The organism is Pseudomonas sp. L-22-4S-12 (genome assembly GCF_009799935.1).
GTDB lineage: Bacteria > Pseudomonadota > Gammaproteobacteria > Pseudomonadales > Pseudomonadaceae > Aquipseudomonas.
Window position 1 is genome coordinate 429,865 of sequence record NZ_WELL01000002.1, and the last position, 20,370, is coordinate 450,234.

Sequence of the window (20,370 nt, forward strand, 5' to 3'; positions counted from 1 at the left end):
CACGAGCCGGGGTTTTGCATTCAAGGGCCCGGAAACGGGCCGCGAAGAGGAGAAACTCAATGAGACTGCTGCATACCATGCTGCGCGTCGGCGACCTGGACAAGTCCATCGCCTTCTACACCGAAGTGCTGGGCATGACCCTGTTGCGCCGCAAGGACTACCCGGACGGCCAGTTCACCCTGGCCTTCGTCGGCTATGGCGAGGAGGCGCACAACAGCGTGATCGAGCTGACCTACAACTGGGGCGTGGACAGCTACGAGCTGGGCACCGGCTACGGTCATATCGCCCTGGAAGTGGCCGATGTGTACAAGGCCTGCGAGGACATCCGTGCCCGTGGCGGCAAGATCACCCGCGAGCCGGGGCCGATGAAGCACGGCAGCAGCATCCTGGCGTTCGTCGAGGACCCGGATGGCTACAAGATCGAGCTGCTGTCGCCTGCGCGGGCGGATTGAGCAGAGCCTTTCTTGCGTAGGCTGAGAGCCTGCGCGCATTTTTTGACTATTTATTACGTGTTCGTCACTTACTTGACGCTCGTGGCTGGCTATAGTCGCCATCCCACAACTCGTTCAAGGAAGACAAGATGTTCACGCAGTGGTGTCGTCTCTTGCTGGTCGTGCTTGGCACGGCCGGCCTTTTCAGTACTCCTGCCCAGGCGACCTTGCCGTTGCAGGGTAAATCCACCATCTCCGGCCAGGTCTTCGATGTCGATGGTCGCCCCCTGGAGGGCGTCACCGTCCAGGTGCGCGAGGGCATCATCCTCAAGCGCGGGCAGAAGGCGGTTACCAGCCCTGGCGGGGTCTTCAGCCTCACCGGCATTGTCCCGGCCCAGCGCATTCTGCTGAGCTTCGAGAAGGAGGGGTACACCCCGACGCAGGGCTCGGTCAGCCTGGTTAACCGGGTGCCGACCGGCAAGAAGATCCCGCGTTATGAATATGCGTTGCTCAGGCAGGCCACTCTGAGCAAGACCCTGCTCAAGAGCGGGACCGTGCAAAGCCTGGATGCCTCTCAGGGCGGGACCCTCGCTGAGGCCGGCTTCAAGGTCAGTTTCGCTCCTGACAGCCTGACGGTTGTCGACGGCCCGGCGGTGCAGGTGGTGATTACCCCGGTCGATGTTTCCACCGCCGCCATCAACGGTGCTCCCGGCGAGTTTGCGGCGCGTACCGCGGATGGCCGCCTGGAAACGCTGGAGTCCTTCAGCATGGCGGATTTCAGCCTCTTCCAGGGTTCGCGCAAGGTCAATCTGAAGCCCGGTGCTACGGCCGATATCGAACTGCTGCTGCCGGCCAACACCGCGCTGCAGGAGGATGACAGCACGCCGATGTGGTATTTCGATACCGCCAAGGGTTTGTGGCTGGAGGAGGGCGTCGGCCGGGTTGCGCCATCGACCAGCCTGCCGGATCGGCTGGCGGTGTTTGCCACTGTGGCGCATTTTTCCTGGTGGAACAGCGATCAGGTGATCACTGTTGCAGAGGTAACTGGGCGGGTAGTGGATCGCAACGGCAAGCTGATGAGTGGCGTATCGGTGGCGGGGCAGGGCGTCGACTATGCCGGGAGCAGCTCTCCGCTGCTCACCGATGCCAATGGCGTCTATTGCCAGAAAGTCAAAGCCGAGGCTCTTTCCGAACTGCGTGCCACTGGCTACATCGGGAGTATCGGCCTGCTCTCTGCGCCACAGCAGGTGCGTGCAGGCGTGGCGGGAAGCCGTTGTGCTGATGGTACGGCCGCAGCGGTTGCCGACTTGGTGATGCCTATTGGTTTGGCTTGTGTCAGCGGTTCGGTTGTCGATGCGCAGGGCGCGGCGGTAGCGGGCGCAACGGTGTATACCCGCTCGGGCGCGAATGCGCTAACCGATGCACAAGGCCAGTTCCAGCTGAACGTGGCCGAGCAATCCGAGGACGTGATCTATACCACGGGTTACCCGTCGGTTCCTCTGGTCACTCCGGCAATGGGGGCGCCTTGTGCCTCGGTCGTCATGCGACCTGGCAGCTCCGGCGGCACTGCCTGCCTTGCCGGTTTTGTCTACCAGTGCGATATGTCGACGCGCCCGGCGGGCGTGCAGATGTATGCCAAGGATCCTGTCAGTGGTGCACCGATCGGTGCTTCTGCCCGTGGCGATGAGTACGGCAGCTATTGTCTCGATGGCCTGCCGGCGGGAACGCAGGTTCGGGTTGGCCCGGTCAATTCTTCCATCGATGAAGGAGTCGAGGTGAACACGGGCTCAGGTGGCGGTTCCTGTGCCAGCAATACCTGTAATGCGGTACCACCGCTGGATATCTGGTGTTACTGAAACCCTGGTTATGAAAAAGCCCCGCACTTGCGGGGCTTTTTCATGTGCAACCCTCAGAGGTCGAAGTCGTAGTCGCCGAGCTGTTTCTGCAGGCGCCGCTCTTCCAGGTAGTTGTCGATGACCCGGCGTTTGGCCAGGTTGGTCTTGGCGACTTCGACCACCGGACGCTCGGTGGTTTCCTCGGCCTCTTCGGCGACAAAGTCATCGTCGAGTACGAGTTCTTCTTTGTCTGTGCTCATCAGGTTCACTCCAACTTACGGGGCGATGTTGGCGACCTTATAGCGGCAAAGCGGGAGAGGGTAAAAAAGATTTTTTCAATCGACGCATTGGCTTTGTCAATAAGCGCTCAATCGTCGGATGTTTTTGCCTTGTATTCGCACAGATCCTCGATGCGGCAGCTGCCACAACGCGGCTTGCGCGCCTGGCAGACGTAGCGGCCATGCAGGATCAGCCAATGGTGGGAGTCGAGGAGAAATTCCTTGGGCACAAACTTGAGCAGTTTCTTTTCCACTTCCAGCACGGTCTTGCCCGGGGCGATGCCGGTGCGGTTGCTGACGCGGAAGATGTGCGTGTCCACGGCCATGGCTAACTGGCGGAAGACGGTGTTGAGCACCACGTTGGCGGTCTTGCGGCCGACGCCGGGCAGGGCTTCGAGGTCTTCGCGGTTGTCCGGCACCTGGCTGTTGTGCTTTTCCATCAGGATGCGGCAGGTCTCGATGACGTTCTTCGCCTTGCTCGGGTACAGGCCGATGGTCTTGATGTACTCGCACAGGCCGTCATAGCCCAGGGCATGGATCGCTTCCGGGGTGTTGGCCACCGGGTAGAGCTTGGCCGTGGCCTTGTTCACCCCGACGTCGGTGGCCTGGGCCGAGAGAATCACCGCAATCAGCAGCTCGAAGGGTGTGTTGTAGGCCAGTTCGGTCTTCGGCTCGGGGTTGTCCTCGTGCAGCCGGCGGAAGATCTCGTAGCGCTTGGCTGCGTTCACTCGATCACCCCGGTGACCCGTACGCGGCGGCTGGCGGCGGGCGCAGCTTCCGGCTGAGCAGCCTTGGCACGCTCGGCGACCACGGCGTCGATGCGGTTCTTCAGGGCGATCAGCAGGCCGAGGACGAGGAACGCACCCGGCGGCAGGATGGCCAGCAGGAAACCCTGGTAGTCGGCGAACAGCACCAGCTGCCAGTCGGCGGCCAGCGGGCCGAACAACAGGTGCATGTTGGCCAGCAATGCGCCGGTGCCGAGAAGCTCACGCACCGCGCCGATGGCCAGCAGCACCAGGCCGAAGCCGGTGCCCATCATCAGGCCGTCGAAGGCGGCATGGCCGACGCTGTTCTTCGCCGCGAAGGCTTCGGCGCGGCCGAGGATGATGCAGTTTGTGGTGATCAGCGGAATGAAGATGCCGAGGATCTGGTACAGCTCGTAGGTGAAGGCCTGCATCAGCAGCTCGATGCAGGTGGTCAGCGCAGCGATGATCATGACGAAGGCTGGCAGGCGCACGGCATCGGTGACCTGGCGGCGGATCAGGGCCACCGCAGCGTTCGAGCAGGCCAGCACCAGGGCGGTGGCGATGGCCATGCCGAGGGCGTTGACCACCGAGTTACTGACCCCCAGCAGCGGGCACAGGCCGAGCAGCTGGACCAGGCCCGGGTTGTTTTTCCACAGGCCGTTGCTGGCGATTTCGCGGTAGCTAGCCATTGTTGTCGCCCTCGTTGCTGGAAACCGGCGCGAGCAGCTCGGCCTGGTGTGCGTCGAAATACTGCAGCGCCTTGTGCACCGCCTTGACCACCGCGCGCGGGGTGATGGTGGCGCCGGCGAACTGGTCGAACTGGCCGCCGTCCTTCTTCACCGCCCAGCCGGCGGCATCCGGCGATTGCAGCGACTGGCCGACGAAGCTGTTGATCCACGGGCTCTTGGCCAGCTCGATCTTGTCGCCCAGGCCGGGGGTTTCCTTGTGCCCGACCACCCGCACGCCAGCCAGACGGCCATCGGCGAGGATGCCCACCAGCAGGAAGATGCTGCCGCTGTAGCCGTCAGGTGCGGTGGCCTGGAGGATCACCGCTGCCGGCTCGCCCTTGAGGGTGGCCAGGTAGGCCGGGGTCGGCGTCTTGTTGCCGAGCAGTGGGTCGAATACCTGGCGCGGGTGGTCCAGCAGATGGTTGTCATAACTGCCGGTGGGCAGGATCTGCGCCAGCGCCTGGGCCTTGGCTTCGCGCTCGGCGGCGGCGATGCGCGTGGCGGTGCCTTGCTGGGTGATCGCCACCACGCCGACGGTGACCACGGCGAACAGGCCGAGCACCAGGCTGTTCTTCAGCATCGAACGGGAAATTTCCGGCAGGGCCATGTCATTCTCCCAGTTTGAAGCCGCGCTCCGGCTTGCGGTGGCCGTAGGTGCGCGGGCGGGTGTAGTAGTCGATGGTCGGGGCGCAGAGGTTCATCAGTAGCACGGCGAAGGCCACGCCATCCGGGTAGCCGCCCCAGGTGCGGATGATGTAGACCAGCACGCCGACCCCGGCGCCGAAGAGGATCCGTCCCAGGTTGCTGGTGGCGCCGGACACCGGGTCGGTGACGATGAAGAAGGCGCCGAGCATGGTCGCGCCGGTCAGCAGGTGGAACAGCGGCGAGCCGTTGGAGTCCGAGCCGGAGCCGTTCCAGCACAGCAGGCTGATGACGAACAGCGCGCCGAGCATGCCCAGCGGCGCGTGCCAGCTGATCACCTTCTTGTAGATGAGGAACAGACCACCGAGCAGGAAGGCCAGGTTGACCCATTCCACCGCCTTGCCGCCGAACTCGCCAAAGGCCGGGTTCTGCGCCCACAGCTCGTCCATGGTCAGGCTCTTGTTGACCTTCAGGCTGTCCAGGGCGGTGGCCTGGCTCCAGCCGTCGGGCAGGGCGGCGAGGCCGAAGATTTGCTGGATACCGTCCCAGGCGCCCACCGTGTGCGGTTTGGGCCAGCTGGTCATCTCGATGGGGAAGGAAATCAGCACCACCACGTAGCCGATCATCGCCGGGTTGAACGGGTTCTGCCCAAGGCCGCCATACAGTTGCTTGCCGAACACGATGGCGAAGCCGACCGCGACCAGGGTCAGCCACCAGGGCGCGTAAGGCGGCAGGGCCAGGGCCAGCAGCACGGCGGTGACCAGGGCGCTGCCATCCTTGAGGAAGAAGGCGATTGGGCGCTGGCGCGCGGCCAGAATGGCTGCTTCCACGGCCAGGGCGACGACGCTGGCCCAGACCAGGTTGACCAGGGTGCCAATGCCGAACAGCCAGATCAGGGCCAGGGCGCCAGGCGCGCAGGCGGCGGCCACCAGCAGCATGACGTGCTGGGTGCGGTTGCTGCCCTTGGCGTGGGGCGAGGTGATGCGGGGCAGGGCCATGTGGTCTCCGGGGGTCAGCCTTGATGGGCGGCCAGGGCTTGTTCGGCGGCGGCCAGACGAGCGCGGGCGGTGTCCAGCGCCTCGCCGGTGGCCTGCTCATCGCGTTCCAGCTTGCGCAGGTCGGCGCGGGCGAAGGCGAGTTCGGTCTTCAGGGCGCGCAAGGCTTCATCCACCGGGCCCTTATCGGTGCGCACCAGCTCGGGAGCCGGCTTGTTCGAGGCCGCCTCGGCGGCATGCAGGGCCTGTTCGGCGGCGGCCAGAGCGGCACGCAGGGTCGCCAGCTCTTCTTCCCCGGCTGCAGCCTTTTCGGCCTTTTTCAGCTCGGCGCGTTTCATCGCCAGTTCGATCTTGGCCTTCTTCAGCGCTTCGTCGCCGGCCGGTTTGGCCGCTGGGGCCGGTGCTGCGCTCTGCAGGCTTTCCACGGCCTGCTCGGCGGCGGCCAGTTGCTGGCGGGCCTGCTCCAGCTCGCTCTGCTGCTCGGCGGTGGGGCTTTCCAGCTTCTCCAGCTTGCGCAGCTGGGCCTTGAGCATGGCGGCTTCGATCTTGGATTTCTTCAGGGCTTCGTCGCCGGCCGGTTTGGCCGCTGGAGCAGGCGCTGCGCTCTGCAGGCTTTCCACGGCTTGCTCGGCGGCGGCCAGCTGCTGGCGGGCCTGTTCCCGCTCGGTCTGCTGCTCGGTCGTGGGGCTTTCCAGTTTCTCCAGCTTGCGCAGCTGGGCCTTGAGCATGGCGGCTTCGATCTTGGCTTTCTTCAGCGCTTCGTCAGTCGGCGGCACGGCTGTAACTGTCGGGGCGCTGGCCTGGGCGGCTTCCAGGGCTTTCTGCGCGGCTTCGGCAGCGGCGCGCAGGCTGCTGACCTGGGCCTGCAACTCCGGGGTGTCGTGGCTGGCCAGCTGCTTCTCGGCCTTCTTCAGGGCGACCTGAGCCATGCTGGTTTCGATCTTCAGGCGCTTGAGCTGGTCGTCGGCGGCAGGTGCAGCGGCAACCGGCGCGCTGCTTGCGGCTTCGGCCTGGGCTGCCTTGGCCTTGGCGGCACGCTCGGCGCGGGCCAGGCGTTCGGCTTCCTTGTGTTCTTCCTCGCGGCGCAGGCGTTCCTGGCGCAGCTCGAAGCGTTGCTTGGAGTGCTCGGCTTTCTGCTGCTTCTGTTCCAGGTCGCGGATCTCGGCCTTGGCGGCGCGGTAGTACTGCACCAGCGGGATGCTCGACGGGCAGACATAGGCGCAGGCGCCGCACTCGATGCAGTCGAACAGGTTGTGCGCCTTGAGCTGTTCGTGCTGCTGGCCGAGGGCGAAGAAGTGCAGCTGTTGCGGCAGCAGGCTGGCCGGGCAGGCTTCGGCGCACTCGCCACAGCGGATGCAGGGCATGGCCGGCGGCGGGGCAGGCAGCTCGGCAGCAGTCGATGCCAGCAGGCAGTTACTGGTCTTGATCAGCGGCACGCCGAGGTCGGGTAGGCTGAAACCCATCATCGGGCCGCCCATCACCAGGCGATTGAGCTTGGCTTTGTCCAGTCCGGCGAAGTCGAGCAGCTCACCCACGGGCGTGCCGATCAAGGCCTCGACGTTGCCGGGGCGGCTCAGGGCTTCGCCAGTCAGGGTGGTGATGCGCGAGATCAGCGGCTTGCCCAGCACGATGGCGTCATGGATGGCCACGCAGGTGCCGACGTTCTGGCAGAGCATGCCGATATCGGCCGGCAGGCCGCCACTGGGTACTTCCACGCCGGTGAGGATCTGGATCAGCTGCTTCTCGCCACCGGACGGGTACTTGGTGGGGAACACCTTGAGGGTGTAGCTGCGCTCGGCCAGGGCGGCGCGCACGGCGGCGATGGCCTCGGGCTTGTTGTCCTCGATGCCGATCAGCACCTGGTCGGGCTGGATCAGCTGCACCAGGATGTCGATGCCGGAGATCAGCTCGGTGGCGCGTTCGCGCATCAGCACATCGTCGGCGGTGATGTACGGCTCGCACTCGGTGCCGTTGATGATCAGCGTGTGGATCTTCTGCGTCGGCCGCGCGGTGAGCTTGACCGCCGTGGGGAAACCGGCGCCGCCCAGGCCAGTGATGCCGGCCTGGCGGATTTTCTCCAGCAGCTCCGCGGCCTCCATGTGCCGGTAGTCCGGGCAGGGTTGCAGGTCGGTCCACTGCTCCAGTCCGTCGCTGTCGATGACGATGGCCGCTGCCGGCATGCCCGACACATGCGGGTAGGGCTGCGGGCCGATAAAATTGACGGTGCCGGAGGTTGGCGCATGCAGGGGCGCGCTGACGAAACCATTGGCCTCGGCGATCTTCTGGCCCTTGAGCACATGGTCGCCCACCGTCACGCAAGGCTCGGCGGCGGCGCCGATATGCTGGCCCAGCGGCAGGATCAGACGCTTGGGCAGCGGCGCCGGCTGGATCGGCGTGCGGTTGGAGAGGGTCTTCTGCTCCGGCGGGTGGATGCCGCCGGGGATGTCCCAGATCTGCTGGGCGTGGTCGATCAATGCGGTCATGCGGCGTGCTCCCGGTCACTGGCAATCAATTGGCCGGGGGCCAGCGGCAGCTGCCATTTCCAGGTCTGCACGGTGCTGCCGAGCGGGATCATGTCAATGCAGTCGACCGGGCAGGGCTCGACGCACAGGTCGCAGCCGGTGCATTCGCTGACGATCACCGTGTGCATCTGCTTGGCCGCACCGACGATGGCATCCACCGGGCAGGCCTGGATGCACTTGGTGCAGCCGATGCACTCGGCCTCGCGGATATAGGCGACCATTTGCGGCTTCTCGCCTTCGACGGCATCCAGCGGCTCGGGCTCGACATCCAGCAGATCGGCCAGGGCCTGGATCGTCGCCTCGCCGCCGGGCGGGCACTTGTTGATCTTGTCGCCGCCGGCAATCGCCTCGGCGTACGGCTTGCAGCCCGGATAGCCGCACTGGCCGCACTGGGTCTGCGGCAGCAGGGCGTTGATCTGCTCGGCGATCGGATTGCCTTCGACCCGGAAACGCACCGCCGCGTAACCCAGGATGGCGCCGGCCAGCAGGCACAGGGCAAGGAGGGCGAGGACGGCAATCAGCACTAGGCTCATAGCTTGATCAGCCCGGCAAAGCCCATGAACGCCAGCGACATCAACCCGGCGGTGATCATGCCGATGGCCGCGCCCTGGAAGGACTGCGGCACATCGGCGATGGCGATGCGCTCACGCATGGCGGCGAACAGCACCAGCACCAGGGAGAAACCGAGGCCAGCGGCAAAACCGTTGGCGGTGGCGGTAATAAAGGTGAACTCGGCCTTGTTGGCGTTGAGCAGGGCCACGCCGAGGACGATGCAGTTGGTGGTGATCAGCGGCAGGAAGATGCCCAGCACGCGGTAGAGCAGGGGGCTGGTCTTGTTCACCACCATCTCGGTGAACTGCACCACCACGGCGATCACCAGGATGAAGCTGATGGTGCGCAAGAACTCCAGGCCCAGCGGTTCCAGCACATATTCCTGCACCAGGTAGCTGCACATGGCGGCCAGGGTGAGGACGAAGGTGGTGGCCAGCGACAGGCCGATGGCGGTCTCGATCTTCTTCGATACGCCCATGAACGGGCACAGCCCGAGGAACTGCACCAGCACGAAGTTGTTGACCAGGATGGCACTGACCATGATCAAGGCGAGTTCGGTCATCGGGTTACCGTTGCGGGCAGAAAGGCCGGAGGAAAAGGGCGCTTATTATCGGGAAGAGCCTCCGCGCCTGCAATGCGCGGCGAGAACTACCGCTCAGGAGTGAAAAATGTCCGTTCCTCCAATTAGGACACCATTTGTCCACGTGCTAATGTGCAGCCCCGGTTGATATAACTAAGCTCGAACTCAACGGAATGACGAGCTGTACAAAAAAAGCACCGCCAAGGAAGGTCTCCAGCTAATGCGCTTGCGCATTTGAAGTTCGCAGGAGTGACTTACATTGGAATCACAGCAGTCGCGCGGCTTTACCCTGATTGAGCTCATGGTGACGGTCGCCATTGTCGCTATCCTCGCTGCCATCGCCTTGCCGAGCTATCAGCAATACGTCATCCGCGGCAATCGCACCGCCGCTCAGGCGCAGATGATGGAAATTGCCAATCGGCAAAGGCAGATGCTTCTCGCCAATCGCACCTATGCCAGCAAGACGGAGCTGCAAAGCAGCGGCTATGCGCTGCCGGACGATATCGGTAGCCGTTACGACTACGACATTACTGTCGGCACAGGCGCAGTGCCGTCCTTCACCATCACCTTCACTGCCAAGGGCTCCCAGGCCAGCGATGGTGACCTCACCCTGAACAACCAGGGTGACAAGACTCCTTCGGCCAAGTGGTGACGGTTATGCGCGGCTGTGGACTGAACGAGCGCGGGATCGGCCTTATCGAAGTGCTGATCACCATGGTAATCCTCGCGGTTGGCCTGCTGGGTGTGATGGCGCTGCAGGCCAAGTTGCAGGAGTCCGAGATGGAGTCCTACCAGCGCTCACAGGCGCTGATTCTGCTGGAAGACATGGCCAGTCGTCTGGCTGCCAACCGCAATGTCGCCAGCAGTTACGTCACGGGCTCATCCAGCCCGCTGGGTGCAGGCGCGGACTGCCCTACAGGCACCTCTACCCAGCAGGAAGTAGATGAGTCCGAATGGTGTGAAGCCTTGCAGGGGGTTGGCGAACTGAATGGCTCCAGTCGGGTGGGGGCCATGATCGGTGGTCGTGGCTGTGTCGAGTCCCTTGGCAGCAATCAATACCTGATCACCGTTGCCTGGCAGGGGGTTGCCCCATTAGTGGCTCCGCCGGCTGGTATCGCCTGCGCCAAGAATGCATACGACCAGGCCGGCAGTGCCTGTGCCAATGATCTGTGTCGGCGTGTCGTCACCACCATCGTCCGAGTCGCACCGCTATGAAGATGCCCCTGCAAGCAAGTCGAGGATTCGGTCTGATCGAGTTGATGGTGGCCATGACCATCAGCCTGGTGCTGGTTGCGGCAACCCTGACGCTCTATCTGGACATGAGCCGCAACAACAACGAGTTGGCCAAGACCAATATGCAGATGGAGAGCGGCCGCCTGGCCATCGCTCTGTTGCGCGACGACCTGATCCATGCCGGTTTCTGGGACGGCTTCATTCCGATGTTCGACGACATGACTGCCAAGGTCGCACCGACAGATTACCCCGACGACATACCGTCGCCCTGCGCGGCCTTCTCTAGTTGGAGTGCCGCAGGTATCACCAATCGTATTGGCTTGCCGGTTGATCTCTATGCGGATGTGCCCAGTGATTGTTCGAGTGTGTTGCCCGATAAGGTAGAGGACAGTGACATCCTGGTTGTACGCCACGTGCAGACTTGTGCCGCCGGGGATGCCGGTTGCGAGGCGGAAGCATCCGGCAAGTTGTATTGGCAGACCTCCGGATGCGAGGGCGAGTCAGCCTACTTGCTGGCCACCAGCGGGCTTAACCTGAACAAGATCGACTGTTCCACCCCCGCGCCGCTGCGCAAGTTCGTCAACAACATCTATTACCTGCGCGACCATGCCGTAACAGCCGGCGATGGCATTCCCACGCTGATGGTGTCGACATTGGACCTGTCGGGTGGTTCGGTGAGTCAATTGGCTGCCTCGCCGATGATCGAGGGGGTTGAAGCCATGCGCTTCGAGTTCGCCGTGGACGCCTTGAGCGACAGCGGGGAGGCCATTGAACCGACCGCTGCGGTTCTCTGGGCCAATGACAAAAGCCGGACTTCGCCGCGTAACCGTGGCGATGGCGCTCCCGATGCGACCTGCACTTCATCCACACCCTGTGGCCTGGATGATTTGGCCAATACCGTAGCCGTCAAGGTGCACCTGCTGGTGCGCAGCCTCGAACCGACCCAAGGCTACAGCTCCACCAAGACCTATAGTCTTGCGGGGGAAACTTTTGGGCCGTACTCGGATGCCTTTCAGCGCCATGTGTACTCCACCACGGTGCGCCTGATCAATGTTTCCGGCCGGAGGGAAACTCCATGAAAGCTCGACAACAAGGTGTTGCCCTGATCATCGCTCTGATCATGTTGCTGTTGATGACGGTGATGGCGGTTTCCGCATTCAACCTGAGTTCGACGAGTGTCGAGGCGGTGGGTAACCAGCAGTGGCGCAGTGAGGCACTGGCAGCGGCTGACATGGCCATCGAGCAGGTCATTGGTGCTGCCGACCTGGCCAAGAGTGACCCGGTGGCCGATGAAATCAATGTCGATATCAACCGCGATGATATCGCGGACTACGTGGTGGCCGTTGATGAGCCACTGTGCGTGCGGGCGAAGCTGTCCAGCAGTGCACCGCCCAGCAGCTTGCAGCTGGTGGGCATGTCCAATTCGACCTGGAACACCGTTTGGGAAATCGTGGCGACCGTGCAGGATGCAGATACTGGCGCCTCCGTCAAAGTTCGATCTGGGGTGCGAGTGCTGCTCTCCGATGATCGCAAGAACAAGATTTGTTCATGAGGGTTCGTGCCATGAGAAGCGTCCTGATGAGAGGCTTGCTAGCGGCTGCGCTGGCATCCGCCAGTGTTGTCCATGCCGAGGACATTGACCTGTTCGTGGGCAACCCTCCCAGCGCCAATGAGGCGCCGAACATCCTGATCGTGCTGGATAACGGTGCTAACTGGACGGCGACCTCCAGCGTGACCGGCGAAGCGGTCTACAAGAGCGAGATGGCGGCTCTGGCTTCGGTGATCGGGTCGATACCGGTGGATCGCTTTCGCGTTGGCGTGATGATGTATTCGGAGACCGGCAACAAGGGCGGCTTGAGCAACTCGGGTGATTCCGGCGCGTACGTGCGCGCGGCCATTCGCCCGCTCAATGCGGCGAACAAAACAGCGTACGCCGATCTGGTTTCCAGCCTGAGCGAGGAAGACAAGGGCAATGGCACCAAGTTGGCCTTGGCGATGGAGGAGGCTTACCTGTATTTCGCGGCCAAGGCCCCTTACGCCGGCAACAACAAGGCCAAGACCGACTATACCGGCAACGTGGACGGTACCGCGGAGTCCGCTGCGGTGTATGCCCTGACGGGCAATGCCCTAGGCAGCAAGGCTGGTAGCCCGTACAACAGCCCGATCGCTTCGGGTTGCGCTAAGAACTTCATCATCTACATCAGTAATGGCCCTGCCCAGGACAATAACAGCGACCGTACCCAGGCCGAGAGCGCTTTGGCGGCGCAAGGAGGCGCTACCACGGCCATCCCCATTTCGCCCAGCGGCATGCAGGACAACCCCGCCGATGAGTGGGCCCGCTTCATGAAGAAGAGCGCGGAACAGATCACCACTTATACGGTGGAGATCGATCGCGGCAGCCAGAATCAGGACAAGGCCATGACTGCGCTGATGCAGAGCGTGGCGCGGGTCAGCAGCGGCAAGTACTTCTCGGTTTCCAGCGATGGATCGGATATTGCCGAGGCCCTGAACTCGATATTTTCGGAAATCCAGTCGGTCAACAGCGTGTTCGCCTCGGTGAGTCTGCCGGTCAGCGTCAACACCCAGGGCACTTACCTGAACCAGGTATTCGTCGGGATGTTCCGCCCCGATCAGGATGCCTTGCCAAGCTGGTACGGCAACCTGAAGCAGTACAAGCTGGGCCTGGTGAATGGCGATCTCAAGTTGCTCGATGCCGCTAGCAAGAGCGCCATTAACTCTTCAACCGGCTTCATCGCCGAATGTGCCCGTAGCTTCTGGACGCCGACCGAGGCGGATAACTACTGGGCCTTCCGTGCGCAGAACGCCGATGCCTGTCTGGCGGCGGCCGGCCTGGAAAGTTCCAACTCCCCGGACGGCAATATCGTCGAGAAGGGTGCGCAGGCCTATGTGCTGCGCAGTGATGCGGCGCGCAACGTCTACACCTGCTCGAGTTGCACTAGTCTGGCGAATTTCAATACGGCCAACTCGAACATCGTTCTGCCGGGGGCGGCTGACGATGCCGAACGCGACGCAATGATCAACTGGCTGCGTGGCCAGGATCTCAAGGATGAAGACGGAGACGCAAACCTGACCGAGATGCGTCCTTCGGTGCATGGCGATGTGGTTCATTCCAGGCCGGTCGCCATCAATTACGGTACTGCCAGCTCACCGGACGTAGTGGTGTTCTATGGCGGCAACGATGGTGCCCTGCGGGCGGTGAACGGCAATCGCTCTGGAACCTTTAGCGGATCTGTTGCAGGTGCCGAACTCTGGTCGTTTATCCCTCCGGAGTTCTATGGCAACGTCAAGCGCCTGTACGACAACACGATCGGCATCAGCTACCCGAATCGCCCTGTCGTCGAGCCGCCTGTCGAGACCATGCCCAAACCCTATGGGATGGACGGCCCGGTAACGGCCTACAAGGATGCGGATGATGCCTGGATCTATGCCACCATGCGGCGCGGCGGTCGGGCTATCTATGCCTTCGATGTCACGGATGCCGACTCGCCTTCCCTGCTCTGGAAACAGGGTTGCCCGAGCAACTTCCCGGCCTCCGGCTCCGTCGATGATACCGGTTGCTCCTCCGGCTTTAGCGGCATCGGCCAGACCTGGTCCACCCCCAAGGTATTCACTGCTGCCGGCCACACTGGTCCGCTGTTGATCATGGGTGGTGGCTATGACACTTGCGAGGATGCTGACCCGAACAGCTGTGACAGCAACAGCAAGGGCAACAAGGTCTATGTGCTCGATGCCGAGTCCGGTGTACTGAGGAAGACCTTTACCACCGAGCGTAGCGTGGTGGCAGAGGTGACTCTGGTGCCGAATGCTGCCGGCCAGGGTATCTATGGCTATACCGCGGATCTGGGTGGCAACGTCTACCGTATCAACATGGGCAGCGATGCCCCGGGCGACTGGACCATGACCAAGGTCGCCTCGTTGGGGTGTGGCTCGTCAACTTGCACGGCCAATCGCAAGTTCATGTTTGCCCCGGACATCGTGGCTGACGGCACAGGTTATGCGCTGCTGCTTGGCTCGGGTGATCGCGAGAAGCCGTTGAATAGCTATACCAGTGCATCTTCCGTCACCAACTACTTCTTCATGCTCAAGGATCGTCCCAACGACAGCGCCTGGCTCAGCACCGATAACGGTAGTTGCGGTGATTCCCTGTGCCTGAGCTCATTGCAGCCGATTACCTCGTCGGCGACGCCGTCTTCCGCCGACCTGGCTGGCAAGAAGGGCTGGTACCTGGGGCTTAGCTCGACCGAGCAGGTGGTGACGTCGGCAATCACCGTGTTTGGTATCACTACCTTCAGTACCCACCAGCCTTCCGTGCCCGTGTCGGGGACTTGCGCCAGCCTGGGTGAAACCCGCGTCTACAACATCAATTACGCGGATGCTTCGCCGCGCGAAGGCGAGCCGCGTTTCGCAGATCTGGCGGGCGATGGTCTGCCACCTTCTCCGGTAGCCGGCATGGTGACGCTGGACGATGGTACCACCGTGCCTTTCGTCATCGGCGCAAACCCGGATTCACCGCTTGAGGGCAGCCCGCCGGTAGAACAATTGTCGGTTATGCAGCCTACCTCGCGGGTGTTCTGGAACGTCGAGCAGGCGCAATGAGGAGGCGGGTCATGCAGGCAGGGCGCGCGGCAATGCGGGGTTTCACGCTAGTCGAGTTGATGGTGGCGCTGGTCGTGGCGGCAATTCTGCTAGCCGTCGCCGTGCCCGCCTTCGATAACTTCGTGGTCAGCAGCCGCTTGCGCACCGTTGCCAATAGCCTGTCGGCCAGTGTGCAGCTGGCCAAGAGCGAGGCCATGAAGCGTAATGCTGCGGTTACCCTGTGCAAGTCCGCGAACGGCACCAGTTGTGTGACCTCGGGTGGCTGGGAGCAGGGCTGGATCGTCTTGAGTGGCAGTACGGTCCTGCGTCGTCAGCAGGCGCTGCCCTCCGGCTATCAGGTATCGTCCAGTACCAATGCGCTTTCGTTCCGACCCAGTGGCATGGGGTCGACTCAGGCAACCCTGACGGCCTGCCGGGCGAGCCCGCTTGGCAGGGAAGAGCGCGTCGTCACCGTGTCGGCGACCGGGCGCGCCATGGTCGAGAAAACCACCGTCGGCAGCTGTTCCTGAGTTAGGTCTGCTTGCTTGCGTTGCCACTGGTGTCTGCCAGTGACAACGCAATCCGCCTTTACTTGACTCGTTGCCCCGGCTTGGCGCCGCTGTCCGGGCTGAGCAGGTAGATTTCCTGGCCTCCGGGGCCGGCGGCCAGGACCATGCCTTCGCTGATGCCGAACTTCATCTTGCGTGCGGCCAGGTTGGCCACGTACAGGGTCAGGCGGCCTTCCAGCTGGCTCGGGTCAGGGTAGGCGCTCTTGATGCCGCTGAACACGTTGCGCTTCTCGTCGCCGATATCCAGGGTCAGGCGCAGCAGCTTGTCGGCGCCTTCGACGAACTCGCACTTCTCGATCAGGGCGATGCGCAGGTCGACGGCGGCGAAGGCGTCGAAGGCGATCTCGGCGGCCAGCGGGTCCTTCACCAGCTCGCCGTTGCCAGCCGGGGCCGCCGGCGCGTCGGTAGAGGCGAGGTCTTCCTTGGATGCGGCGGTCATGGCCTCGATCTTCGCCGGCTCGATGCGGGTCAGCAGCGGGTTGAACGGGTTCAGCTGGTGGTTGGCCAGCGGCGTGGTCAGGTCGCTCCAGCTCAGCGGCGCGACGTTGAGGAAGGCCTCGGCATCGCTAGCCAGCTTCGGTAGCACGGGTTTCAGCAGGACCACCAGCTGGCGGAACAGGTTGACGCCCAGGGCGCAGATTTCCTGGACTTCGGCCTGCTTGCCTTCGACCTTGTTCAGCGCCCACGGCGCCTTGTCGGCGATCCAGGCGTTGGCGCGGTCGGCCAGGGCCATGATCTCGCGCATTGCGCGGGAGAAGTCGCGCGCTTCATAGGCATCGGCAATGCTTGGCGCGGCAGCCTGGAAGGCGGCCCACAGTTCCGGCTCGGGGTTGGCCTCGACCAGCACCCCGGCGTTGCCCTTGTGGATGAAACCGGCGCAGCGGCTGGCGATGTTGACCACCTTGCCGACCAGGTCCGAGTTGACCTTCTGCACGAAGTCCTCGAGGTTCAGGTCGAGGTCGTCGACGCCGCGGCCCAGCTTGCTGGCGTAGTAGTAGCGCAGGTATTCCGGATTGAGGTGGTCGAGATAAGTGCGCGCCTTGATGAAGGTGCCGCGCGACTTGGACATCTTCTGCCCGTTCACCGTCAGGTAGCCGTGCACGTTGACCCCGGTCGGCTTGCGGTAGCCGGCGCCTTCGAGCATGGCCGGCCAGAACAGGGCGTGGAAGTTGACGATGTCCTTGCCGATGAAGTGATACAGCTCGGCGGTCGAGTCCTTGTTCCAGAACGCGTCGAAGTCCAGCTCCGGGCGTTTGCTGCACAGGTTCTTGAAACTGGCCATGTAGCCGATCGGCGCGTCCAGCCAGACGTAGAAGTACTTGCCCGGCTCGTCGGGGATCTCGAAGCCGAAGTAGGGGGCGTCACGGCTGATGTCCCATTCCTGCAGGCCGCCATCCAGCCATTCGGCGATCTTGTTGGCCACGGCGTCCTGCAGCGTGCCGCTACGGGTCCAGGTCTTCAGCATGGCCTCGAAGTCGGGCAGCTTGAAGAAGAAGTGCTTGGAGTCGCGCAGCACCGGCACGGCGCCGGAAATGGCCGAACGCGGGTTCTTCAGCTCGGTCGGCTCGTAGGTGGCGCCGCATTTCTCGCAGTTGTCGCCGTACTGGTCCTCGGCCGCGCATTTCGGGCAGGTGCCCTTGATGAAGCGGTCGGCGAGGAACATGCCCTTCTCGGGGTCGAAGTACTGGGTCACCGAACGGGTGGCGATATGCCCGGCGTCACGCAGCTTGAGGTAGATGCTGGTGGCCAGCTCGCGGTTTTCCTCGGCGTGGGTCGAGTGGAAGTTGTCGAAGTCGACCAGGAAGTCGGCGAAGTCGGCGCTGTGCTCGGCCTGGACGTTGGCGATCAGCTGTTCCGGGGTGATGCCTTCTTTCTCGGCACGCAGCATGATCGCCGAGCCGTGGGCGTCGTCGGCGCAGACGTAGATGCACTGGTTGCCGCGCAGCTTCTGGAAGCGCACCCACATGTCGGTCTGGATGTATTCGAGCATGTGGCCGAGGTGAATCGAGCCGTTGGCGTAGGGCAGGGCGCTGGTGACGAGAATCTTGCGGGCTTCGGACATGATGATCGGCTGCACTGGTGTTACGAGGGAAGCCGGCAACTATATAGGCGCGGCGGTTTTTTTTCACCCGTTGCGGGGCGGATGGCTGGCCCGGGGCGTGCCCCTCAGCGATGCGCCGAGTGGCACCCTGGTGGATGAAAAGGGCATCAGCCACCCTATGCAACAAGCGCCTGCGGTAAGATGCCCACCTGTTTTGCTCAGCCTTTCGGAGTTGCCCCATGAGCGCCGTTACCCGCCAAGTGGTCGAAGCGACCCTGCGCCAGTTCACCGATCCCAACCTCAATCAAGATCCGGTCAGCGCCGGCTGCCTGCGTGAAGTCGCTATCGACGGCGGCAAGGTCCGCGTACGCCTGGAGCTGGGTTACGCCGCCGGGCTGTTCAAGAACGGCTGGGCGCAGATGCTGCAGATGGCCCTGGAAGGGGTCGAAGGCATCGACAGCGCCAAGGTCGAGGTCGACTGCGTGATCGAGGCGCACAAGGCCCAGGCCCAGGTGCCCGCGCTGGCCAACGTGAAGAACATCATCGCCGTGGCCTCCGGCAAGGGCGGGGTGGGCAAGTCGACCACCGCGGCCAACCTGGCCCTGGCCCTGGCCCGCGAAGGCGCGCGGGTCGGCATTCTCGATGCGGACATCTACGGCCCGAGCCAGGGCATCATGTTCGGCATCGCCGAAGGCACCCGGCCGAAAGTGCGCGACGAGAAGTTCTTCGTACCGCTGGAAGCGCATGGCGTGCAGGTCATGTCGATGGCCTTCCTCACCGACGACAGCACCCCGGTGGTCTGGCGCGGGCCGATGGTTTCCGGCGCGCTGCTGCAGCTGATCACCCAGACCGCCTGGGACAACCTCGATTACCTGGTGGTGGACATGCCGCCGGGCACCGGCGACATCCAGCTGACCCTGGCGCAGAAGGTGCCGGTGGCTGGCGCGGTGATCGTCACCACCCCGCAGGACCTGGCCCTGCTGGATGCGCGCAAGGGTGTGGAGATGTTCCGCAAGGTCAATATCCCGGTGCTCGGCGTGGTGGAGAACATGGCCGTGCACATCTGCTCCAACTGTGGCCATGCCGAGCACCTGTTCGGCGAAGGCGGCGGCGAGAAGCTGGCCAGCCAGTACGGCGTCGATCTGCTGGCCTCGCTGCCGCTGTCGATGGCCATCCGCCTGCAGTCGGACGGCGGCAAGCCGACGACCATTGCCGATCCGGAAAGCCAGATCGCCATGATCTACCAGGAGATGGCCCGCAGCGTCGGTGCGCGCATCGCCCAGAGCGGGCTGGGTGCCAGTGCCATGCCCAATATCGAGATTTCCGACGATTGAGGCGCCGACCGCTGCCCTTTGCTGCGCGTCTTGCCTCTAGGTAAGATGCGCGCTCAGTTTTTCACCACACCTTGAGTCAGGACGCCCGCCATGAGCATCAAATCGGACAAGTGGATTCGCCGCATGGCCCAGGAACACGGGATGATCGAGCCCTTCGTCGAGCGCCAGGTGCGCACCGAAGGCGCCGAGCGCCTGATTTCCTACGGGGTCTCCAGCTACGGCTACGACGTACGCTGTGCCGACGAGTTCAAGGTGTTCACCAACATCCACTCGGCCACCGTCGACCCGAAGAATTTCGATGAGAAGAGCTTCGTCGATGTCAAAGGCCCGGTGTGCATCATCCCGCCGAACTCCTTCGCCCTGGCCCGCACTGTCGAGTACTTCCGCATCCCGCGCGACGTGCTGACCATCTGCCTGGGCAAGAGCACCTACGCACGCTGTGGCATCATCGTCAACGTCACCCCGCTGGAGCCCGAGTGGGAAGGCCACGTGACCCTGGAGTTCTCCAACACCACCACCCTGCCGGCGAAGATCTACGCCAACGAGGGCGTGGCGCAGATGCTATTCCTGCAGTCCGACGAGGCCTGCGAAGTGTCCTACGCCGACCGCGGCGGCAAGTACCAGGGCCAGACCGGTGTGACCCTGCCGAAGACCTGATCGGCCTTGTGGCGCAGAAAAGCCGGGTTTTTAGCCCGGCTTTTTTGTGTCTGCTAAAGCAATACAGTCAAAGGAGATGGCGATGAACATGCTGAAACTGCTGGCGATCCTGCTGCTGTTGGCTGGCGCCGGGTCGGCCCGCGGCGAATTGCAGGTGCATGTCGGCAAGGCCGTGTTCGGTCTGGCGCCCAGCGCATCCAAGGCCGCTTTCATCGAGCGGTTGGGGCCGCCCACGGCCGAGCTGCCGCTGCGCCAGGGGCGGCGCGGCCTGCTCTATGGCAACTCGCTGCTGCTGGCGTTCGAGGGCGAGAGGCTGCGCGAAGTGCGCTGCTGGAAGCAGGAGCAGTTCACCGAGGATCTGTTCCTCGGCTGGATGCAGACTGTCGAGCCCCGCGCCGACATGCAGGGTTTCGTGGTCGATGAGCGGCTGCGCCTGGGCATGCCGCGCGAGCAGGTGAGCGCCTGGCTCGCCGGGTTGGAGGGCGATGGCGACGAGCGTTCCGATGTGCGGATCAAGAACGGCCAGCAGCTCTGGCTGGGCTACGGCTCTGCGCCGGACTACCACTTGGGCGACGACCCCGGGCAGCAGGTGCTGGTGTCCATCAGCCTGGACTTCGCTGCCGACTGAGAA

General features: G+C 63.4%; 20 protein-coding genes. 11 read left to right on the forward strand and 9 right to left on the reverse strand.

Annotated features, from left to right (window positions below):
• Positions 1-59: 59 nt before the first annotated feature.
• Together gloA and F3I16_RS08625 are read left to right on the forward strand one after the other, a co-directional pair.
• Positions 60-452, forward strand: a complete 393-nt coding sequence (gene gloA, locus F3I16_RS08620; RefSeq protein WP_160493297.1) for a lactoylglutathione lyase — start codon at positions 60-62, stop codon at positions 450-452.
• 128 nt (positions 453-580) lie between these two features.
• Positions 581-2,287, forward strand: a complete 1,707-nt coding sequence (locus tag F3I16_RS08625) for a carboxypeptidase-like regulatory domain-containing protein (protein ID WP_160493298.1) — start codon at positions 581-583, stop codon at positions 2,285-2,287.
• A gap of 53 nt (positions 2,288-2,340) precedes the next feature.
• Here the strand turns inward: F3I16_RS08625 and F3I16_RS08630 are convergent, their stop codons facing one another.
• The 8 genes from F3I16_RS08630 to rsxA form a co-directional block, all read right to left on the reverse strand.
• Positions 2,341-2,526: a PA3496 family putative envelope integrity protein gene (locus F3I16_RS08630; RefSeq protein WP_160493299.1), complete on the reverse strand. Its 186-nt coding sequence runs from the start codon at positions 2,524-2,526 to the stop codon at positions 2,341-2,343.
• 107 nt (positions 2,527-2,633) lie between these two features.
• On the reverse strand, positions 2,634-3,272 hold the full coding sequence (gene nth / locus F3I16_RS08635) for an endonuclease III (protein ID WP_160493300.1): 639 nt from the start codon (positions 3,270-3,272) through the stop codon (positions 2,634-2,636).
• Positions 3,269-3,979, reverse strand: coding sequence for an electron transport complex subunit E (locus F3I16_RS08640; protein ID WP_160493301.1), 711 nt, complete (start codon positions 3,977-3,979; stop codon positions 3,269-3,271). Before F3I16_RS08640 ends, nth begins: the two co-directional genes overlap by 4 nt.
• Positions 3,972-4,625 carry an electron transport complex subunit RsxG gene (gene rsxG / locus F3I16_RS08645; RefSeq protein WP_160493302.1) on the reverse strand — a complete coding sequence of 218 codons (654 nt, stop codon included), beginning with the start codon at positions 4,623-4,625 and terminating at the stop codon, positions 3,972-3,974. Before rsxG ends, F3I16_RS08640 begins: the two co-directional genes overlap by 8 nt.
• 1 nt (position 4,626) lies before the next feature.
• Complete coding sequence (locus F3I16_RS08650; protein ID WP_160493303.1) at positions 4,627-5,658, reverse strand: RnfABCDGE type electron transport complex subunit D; 1,032 nt, start codon at positions 5,656-5,658, stop codon at positions 4,627-4,629.
• A 14-nt stretch (positions 5,659-5,672) separates the two neighbouring features.
• Positions 5,673-8,138, reverse strand: coding sequence for an electron transport complex subunit RsxC (rsxC, locus tag F3I16_RS08655; RefSeq protein WP_160493304.1), 2,466 nt, complete (start codon positions 8,136-8,138; stop codon positions 5,673-5,675).
• Positions 8,135-8,710: an electron transport complex subunit RsxB gene (rsxB, locus tag F3I16_RS08660; RefSeq protein WP_160493305.1), complete on the reverse strand. Its 576-nt coding sequence runs from the start codon at positions 8,708-8,710 to the stop codon at positions 8,135-8,137. Before rsxB ends, rsxC begins: the two co-directional genes overlap by 4 nt.
• On the reverse strand, positions 8,707-9,291 hold the full coding sequence (gene rsxA / locus F3I16_RS08665; RefSeq protein ID WP_160493306.1) for an electron transport complex subunit RsxA: 585 nt from the start codon (positions 9,289-9,291) through the stop codon (positions 8,707-8,709). Before rsxA ends, rsxB begins: the two co-directional genes overlap by 4 nt.
• Before the next feature lie 277 nt (positions 9,292-9,568).
• Here rsxA and F3I16_RS08670 point away from each other — a divergent pair, with 277 nt between their 5' ends.
• From F3I16_RS08670 to F3I16_RS08695, 6 genes are read left to right on the forward strand one after another with little or no spacing between them, the layout of a single operon-like run.
• Entirely contained in the window at positions 9,569-9,961 is a 393-nt protein-coding gene (locus F3I16_RS08670) for a type IV pilin protein (protein WP_160493307.1), read from the forward strand.
• A gap of 5 nt (positions 9,962-9,966) precedes the next feature.
• Positions 9,967-10,524 carry a type IV pilus modification protein PilV gene (gene pilV / locus F3I16_RS08675; RefSeq protein ID WP_178116652.1) on the forward strand — a complete coding sequence of 186 codons (558 nt, stop codon included), beginning with the start codon at positions 9,967-9,969 and terminating at the stop codon, positions 10,522-10,524.
• Positions 10,521-11,621: a PilW family protein gene (locus tag F3I16_RS08680; protein WP_256670122.1), complete on the forward strand. Its 1,101-nt coding sequence runs from the start codon at positions 10,521-10,523 to the stop codon at positions 11,619-11,621. The genes pilV and F3I16_RS08680 overlap by 4 nt, the downstream gene beginning before the upstream one ends.
• Complete coding sequence (locus F3I16_RS08685) at positions 11,618-12,094, forward strand: PilX N-terminal domain-containing pilus assembly protein (protein WP_160493308.1); 477 nt, start codon at positions 11,618-11,620, stop codon at positions 12,092-12,094. Before F3I16_RS08680 ends, F3I16_RS08685 begins: the two co-directional genes overlap by 4 nt.
• A gap of 11 nt (positions 12,095-12,105) precedes the next feature.
• On the forward strand, positions 12,106-15,159 hold the full coding sequence (locus F3I16_RS08690) for a pilus assembly protein (RefSeq protein ID WP_160493309.1): 3,054 nt from the start codon (positions 12,106-12,108) through the stop codon (positions 15,157-15,159).
• Between the two features lie 11 nt (positions 15,160-15,170).
• The gene (locus F3I16_RS08695; protein WP_218573173.1) at positions 15,171-15,668 is read left to right on the forward strand and encodes a GspH/FimT family pseudopilin; all 498 of its coding nucleotides are present in this window, start codon (positions 15,171-15,173) and stop codon (positions 15,666-15,668) included.
• A gap of 58 nt (positions 15,669-15,726) precedes the next feature.
• On the opposite strand, the gene metG is transcribed toward F3I16_RS08695, so the two are convergent.
• A complete protein-coding gene (metG, locus tag F3I16_RS08700; protein WP_160493311.1) occupies positions 15,727-17,769 on the reverse strand; it encodes a methionine--tRNA ligase in 2,043 nt (680 codons plus the stop codon).
• Positions 17,770-17,987: 218 nt separating this feature from the next.
• Between metG and apbC the strand changes: the two genes are divergently transcribed.
• From apbC to F3I16_RS08715, 3 genes are all read left to right on the forward strand, one after another.
• Entirely contained in the window at positions 17,988-19,082 is a 1,095-nt protein-coding gene (gene apbC / locus F3I16_RS08705; RefSeq protein ID WP_160493312.1) for an iron-sulfur cluster carrier protein ApbC, read from the forward strand.
• A gap of 90 nt (positions 19,083-19,172) precedes the next feature.
• Complete coding sequence (gene dcd / locus F3I16_RS08710) at positions 19,173-19,739, forward strand: dCTP deaminase (protein ID WP_160079766.1); 567 nt, start codon at positions 19,173-19,175, stop codon at positions 19,737-19,739.
• An 82-nt stretch (positions 19,740-19,821) separates the two neighbouring features.
• A complete protein-coding gene (locus F3I16_RS08715; RefSeq protein ID WP_256670123.1) occupies positions 19,822-20,367 on the forward strand; it encodes a hypothetical protein in 546 nt (181 codons plus the stop codon).
• The last annotated feature ends 3 nt before the right edge of the window (positions 20,368-20,370 follow it).

Coding starts and splice junctions, on each gene's coding strand:
- F3I16_RS08715 (WP_256670123.1), top strand. CDS start 19,822: ATGAACATGCTGAAACTGCTGGCGATCCTGCTGCTGTTGGCTGGCGCC.
- F3I16_RS08625 (WP_160493298.1), top strand. CDS start 581: ATGTTCACGCAGTGGTGTCGTCTCTTGCTGGTCGTGCTTGGCACGGCC.
- F3I16_RS08630 (WP_160493299.1), bottom strand. CDS start 2,526: ATGAGCACAGACAAAGAAGAACTCGTACTCGACGATGACTTTGTCGCC.
- apbC (WP_160493312.1), top strand. CDS start 17,988: ATGAGCGCCGTTACCCGCCAAGTGGTCGAAGCGACCCTGCGCCAGTTC.
- rsxA (WP_160493306.1), bottom strand. CDS start 9,291: ATGACCGAACTCGCCTTGATCATGGTCAGTGCCATCCTGGTCAACAAC.
- rsxG (WP_160493302.1), bottom strand. CDS start 4,625: ATGGCCCTGCCGGAAATTTCCCGTTCGATGCTGAAGAACAGCCTGGTG.
- pilV (WP_178116652.1), top strand. CDS start 9,967: ATGCGCGGCTGTGGACTGAACGAGCGCGGGATCGGCCTTATCGAAGTG.
- dcd (WP_160079766.1), top strand. CDS start 19,173: ATGAGCATCAAATCGGACAAGTGGATTCGCCGCATGGCCCAGGAACAC.
- rsxC (WP_160493304.1), bottom strand. CDS start 8,138: ATGACCGCATTGATCGACCACGCCCAGCAGATCTGGGACATCCCCGGC.
- F3I16_RS08680 (WP_256670122.1), top strand. CDS start 10,521: ATGAAGATGCCCCTGCAAGCAAGTCGAGGATTCGGTCTGATCGAGTTG.
- F3I16_RS08650 (WP_160493303.1), bottom strand. CDS start 5,658: ATGGCCCTGCCCCGCATCACCTCGCCCCACGCCAAGGGCAGCAACCGC.
- F3I16_RS08685 (WP_160493308.1), top strand. CDS start 11,618: ATGAAAGCTCGACAACAAGGTGTTGCCCTGATCATCGCTCTGATCATG.
- F3I16_RS08695 (WP_218573173.1), top strand. CDS start 15,171: ATGCAGGCAGGGCGCGCGGCAATGCGGGGTTTCACGCTAGTCGAGTTG.
- F3I16_RS08640 (WP_160493301.1), bottom strand. CDS start 3,979: ATGGCTAGCTACCGCGAAATCGCCAGCAACGGCCTGTGGAAAAACAAC.
- F3I16_RS08690 (WP_160493309.1), top strand. CDS start 12,106: ATGAGAAGCGTCCTGATGAGAGGCTTGCTAGCGGCTGCGCTGGCATCC.
- gloA (WP_160493297.1), top strand. CDS start 60: ATGAGACTGCTGCATACCATGCTGCGCGTCGGCGACCTGGACAAGTCC.
- rsxB (WP_160493305.1), bottom strand. CDS start 8,710: ATGAGCCTAGTGCTGATTGCCGTCCTCGCCCTCCTTGCCCTGTGCCTG.
- metG (WP_160493311.1), bottom strand. CDS start 17,769: ATGTCCGAAGCCCGCAAGATTCTCGTCACCAGCGCCCTGCCCTACGCC.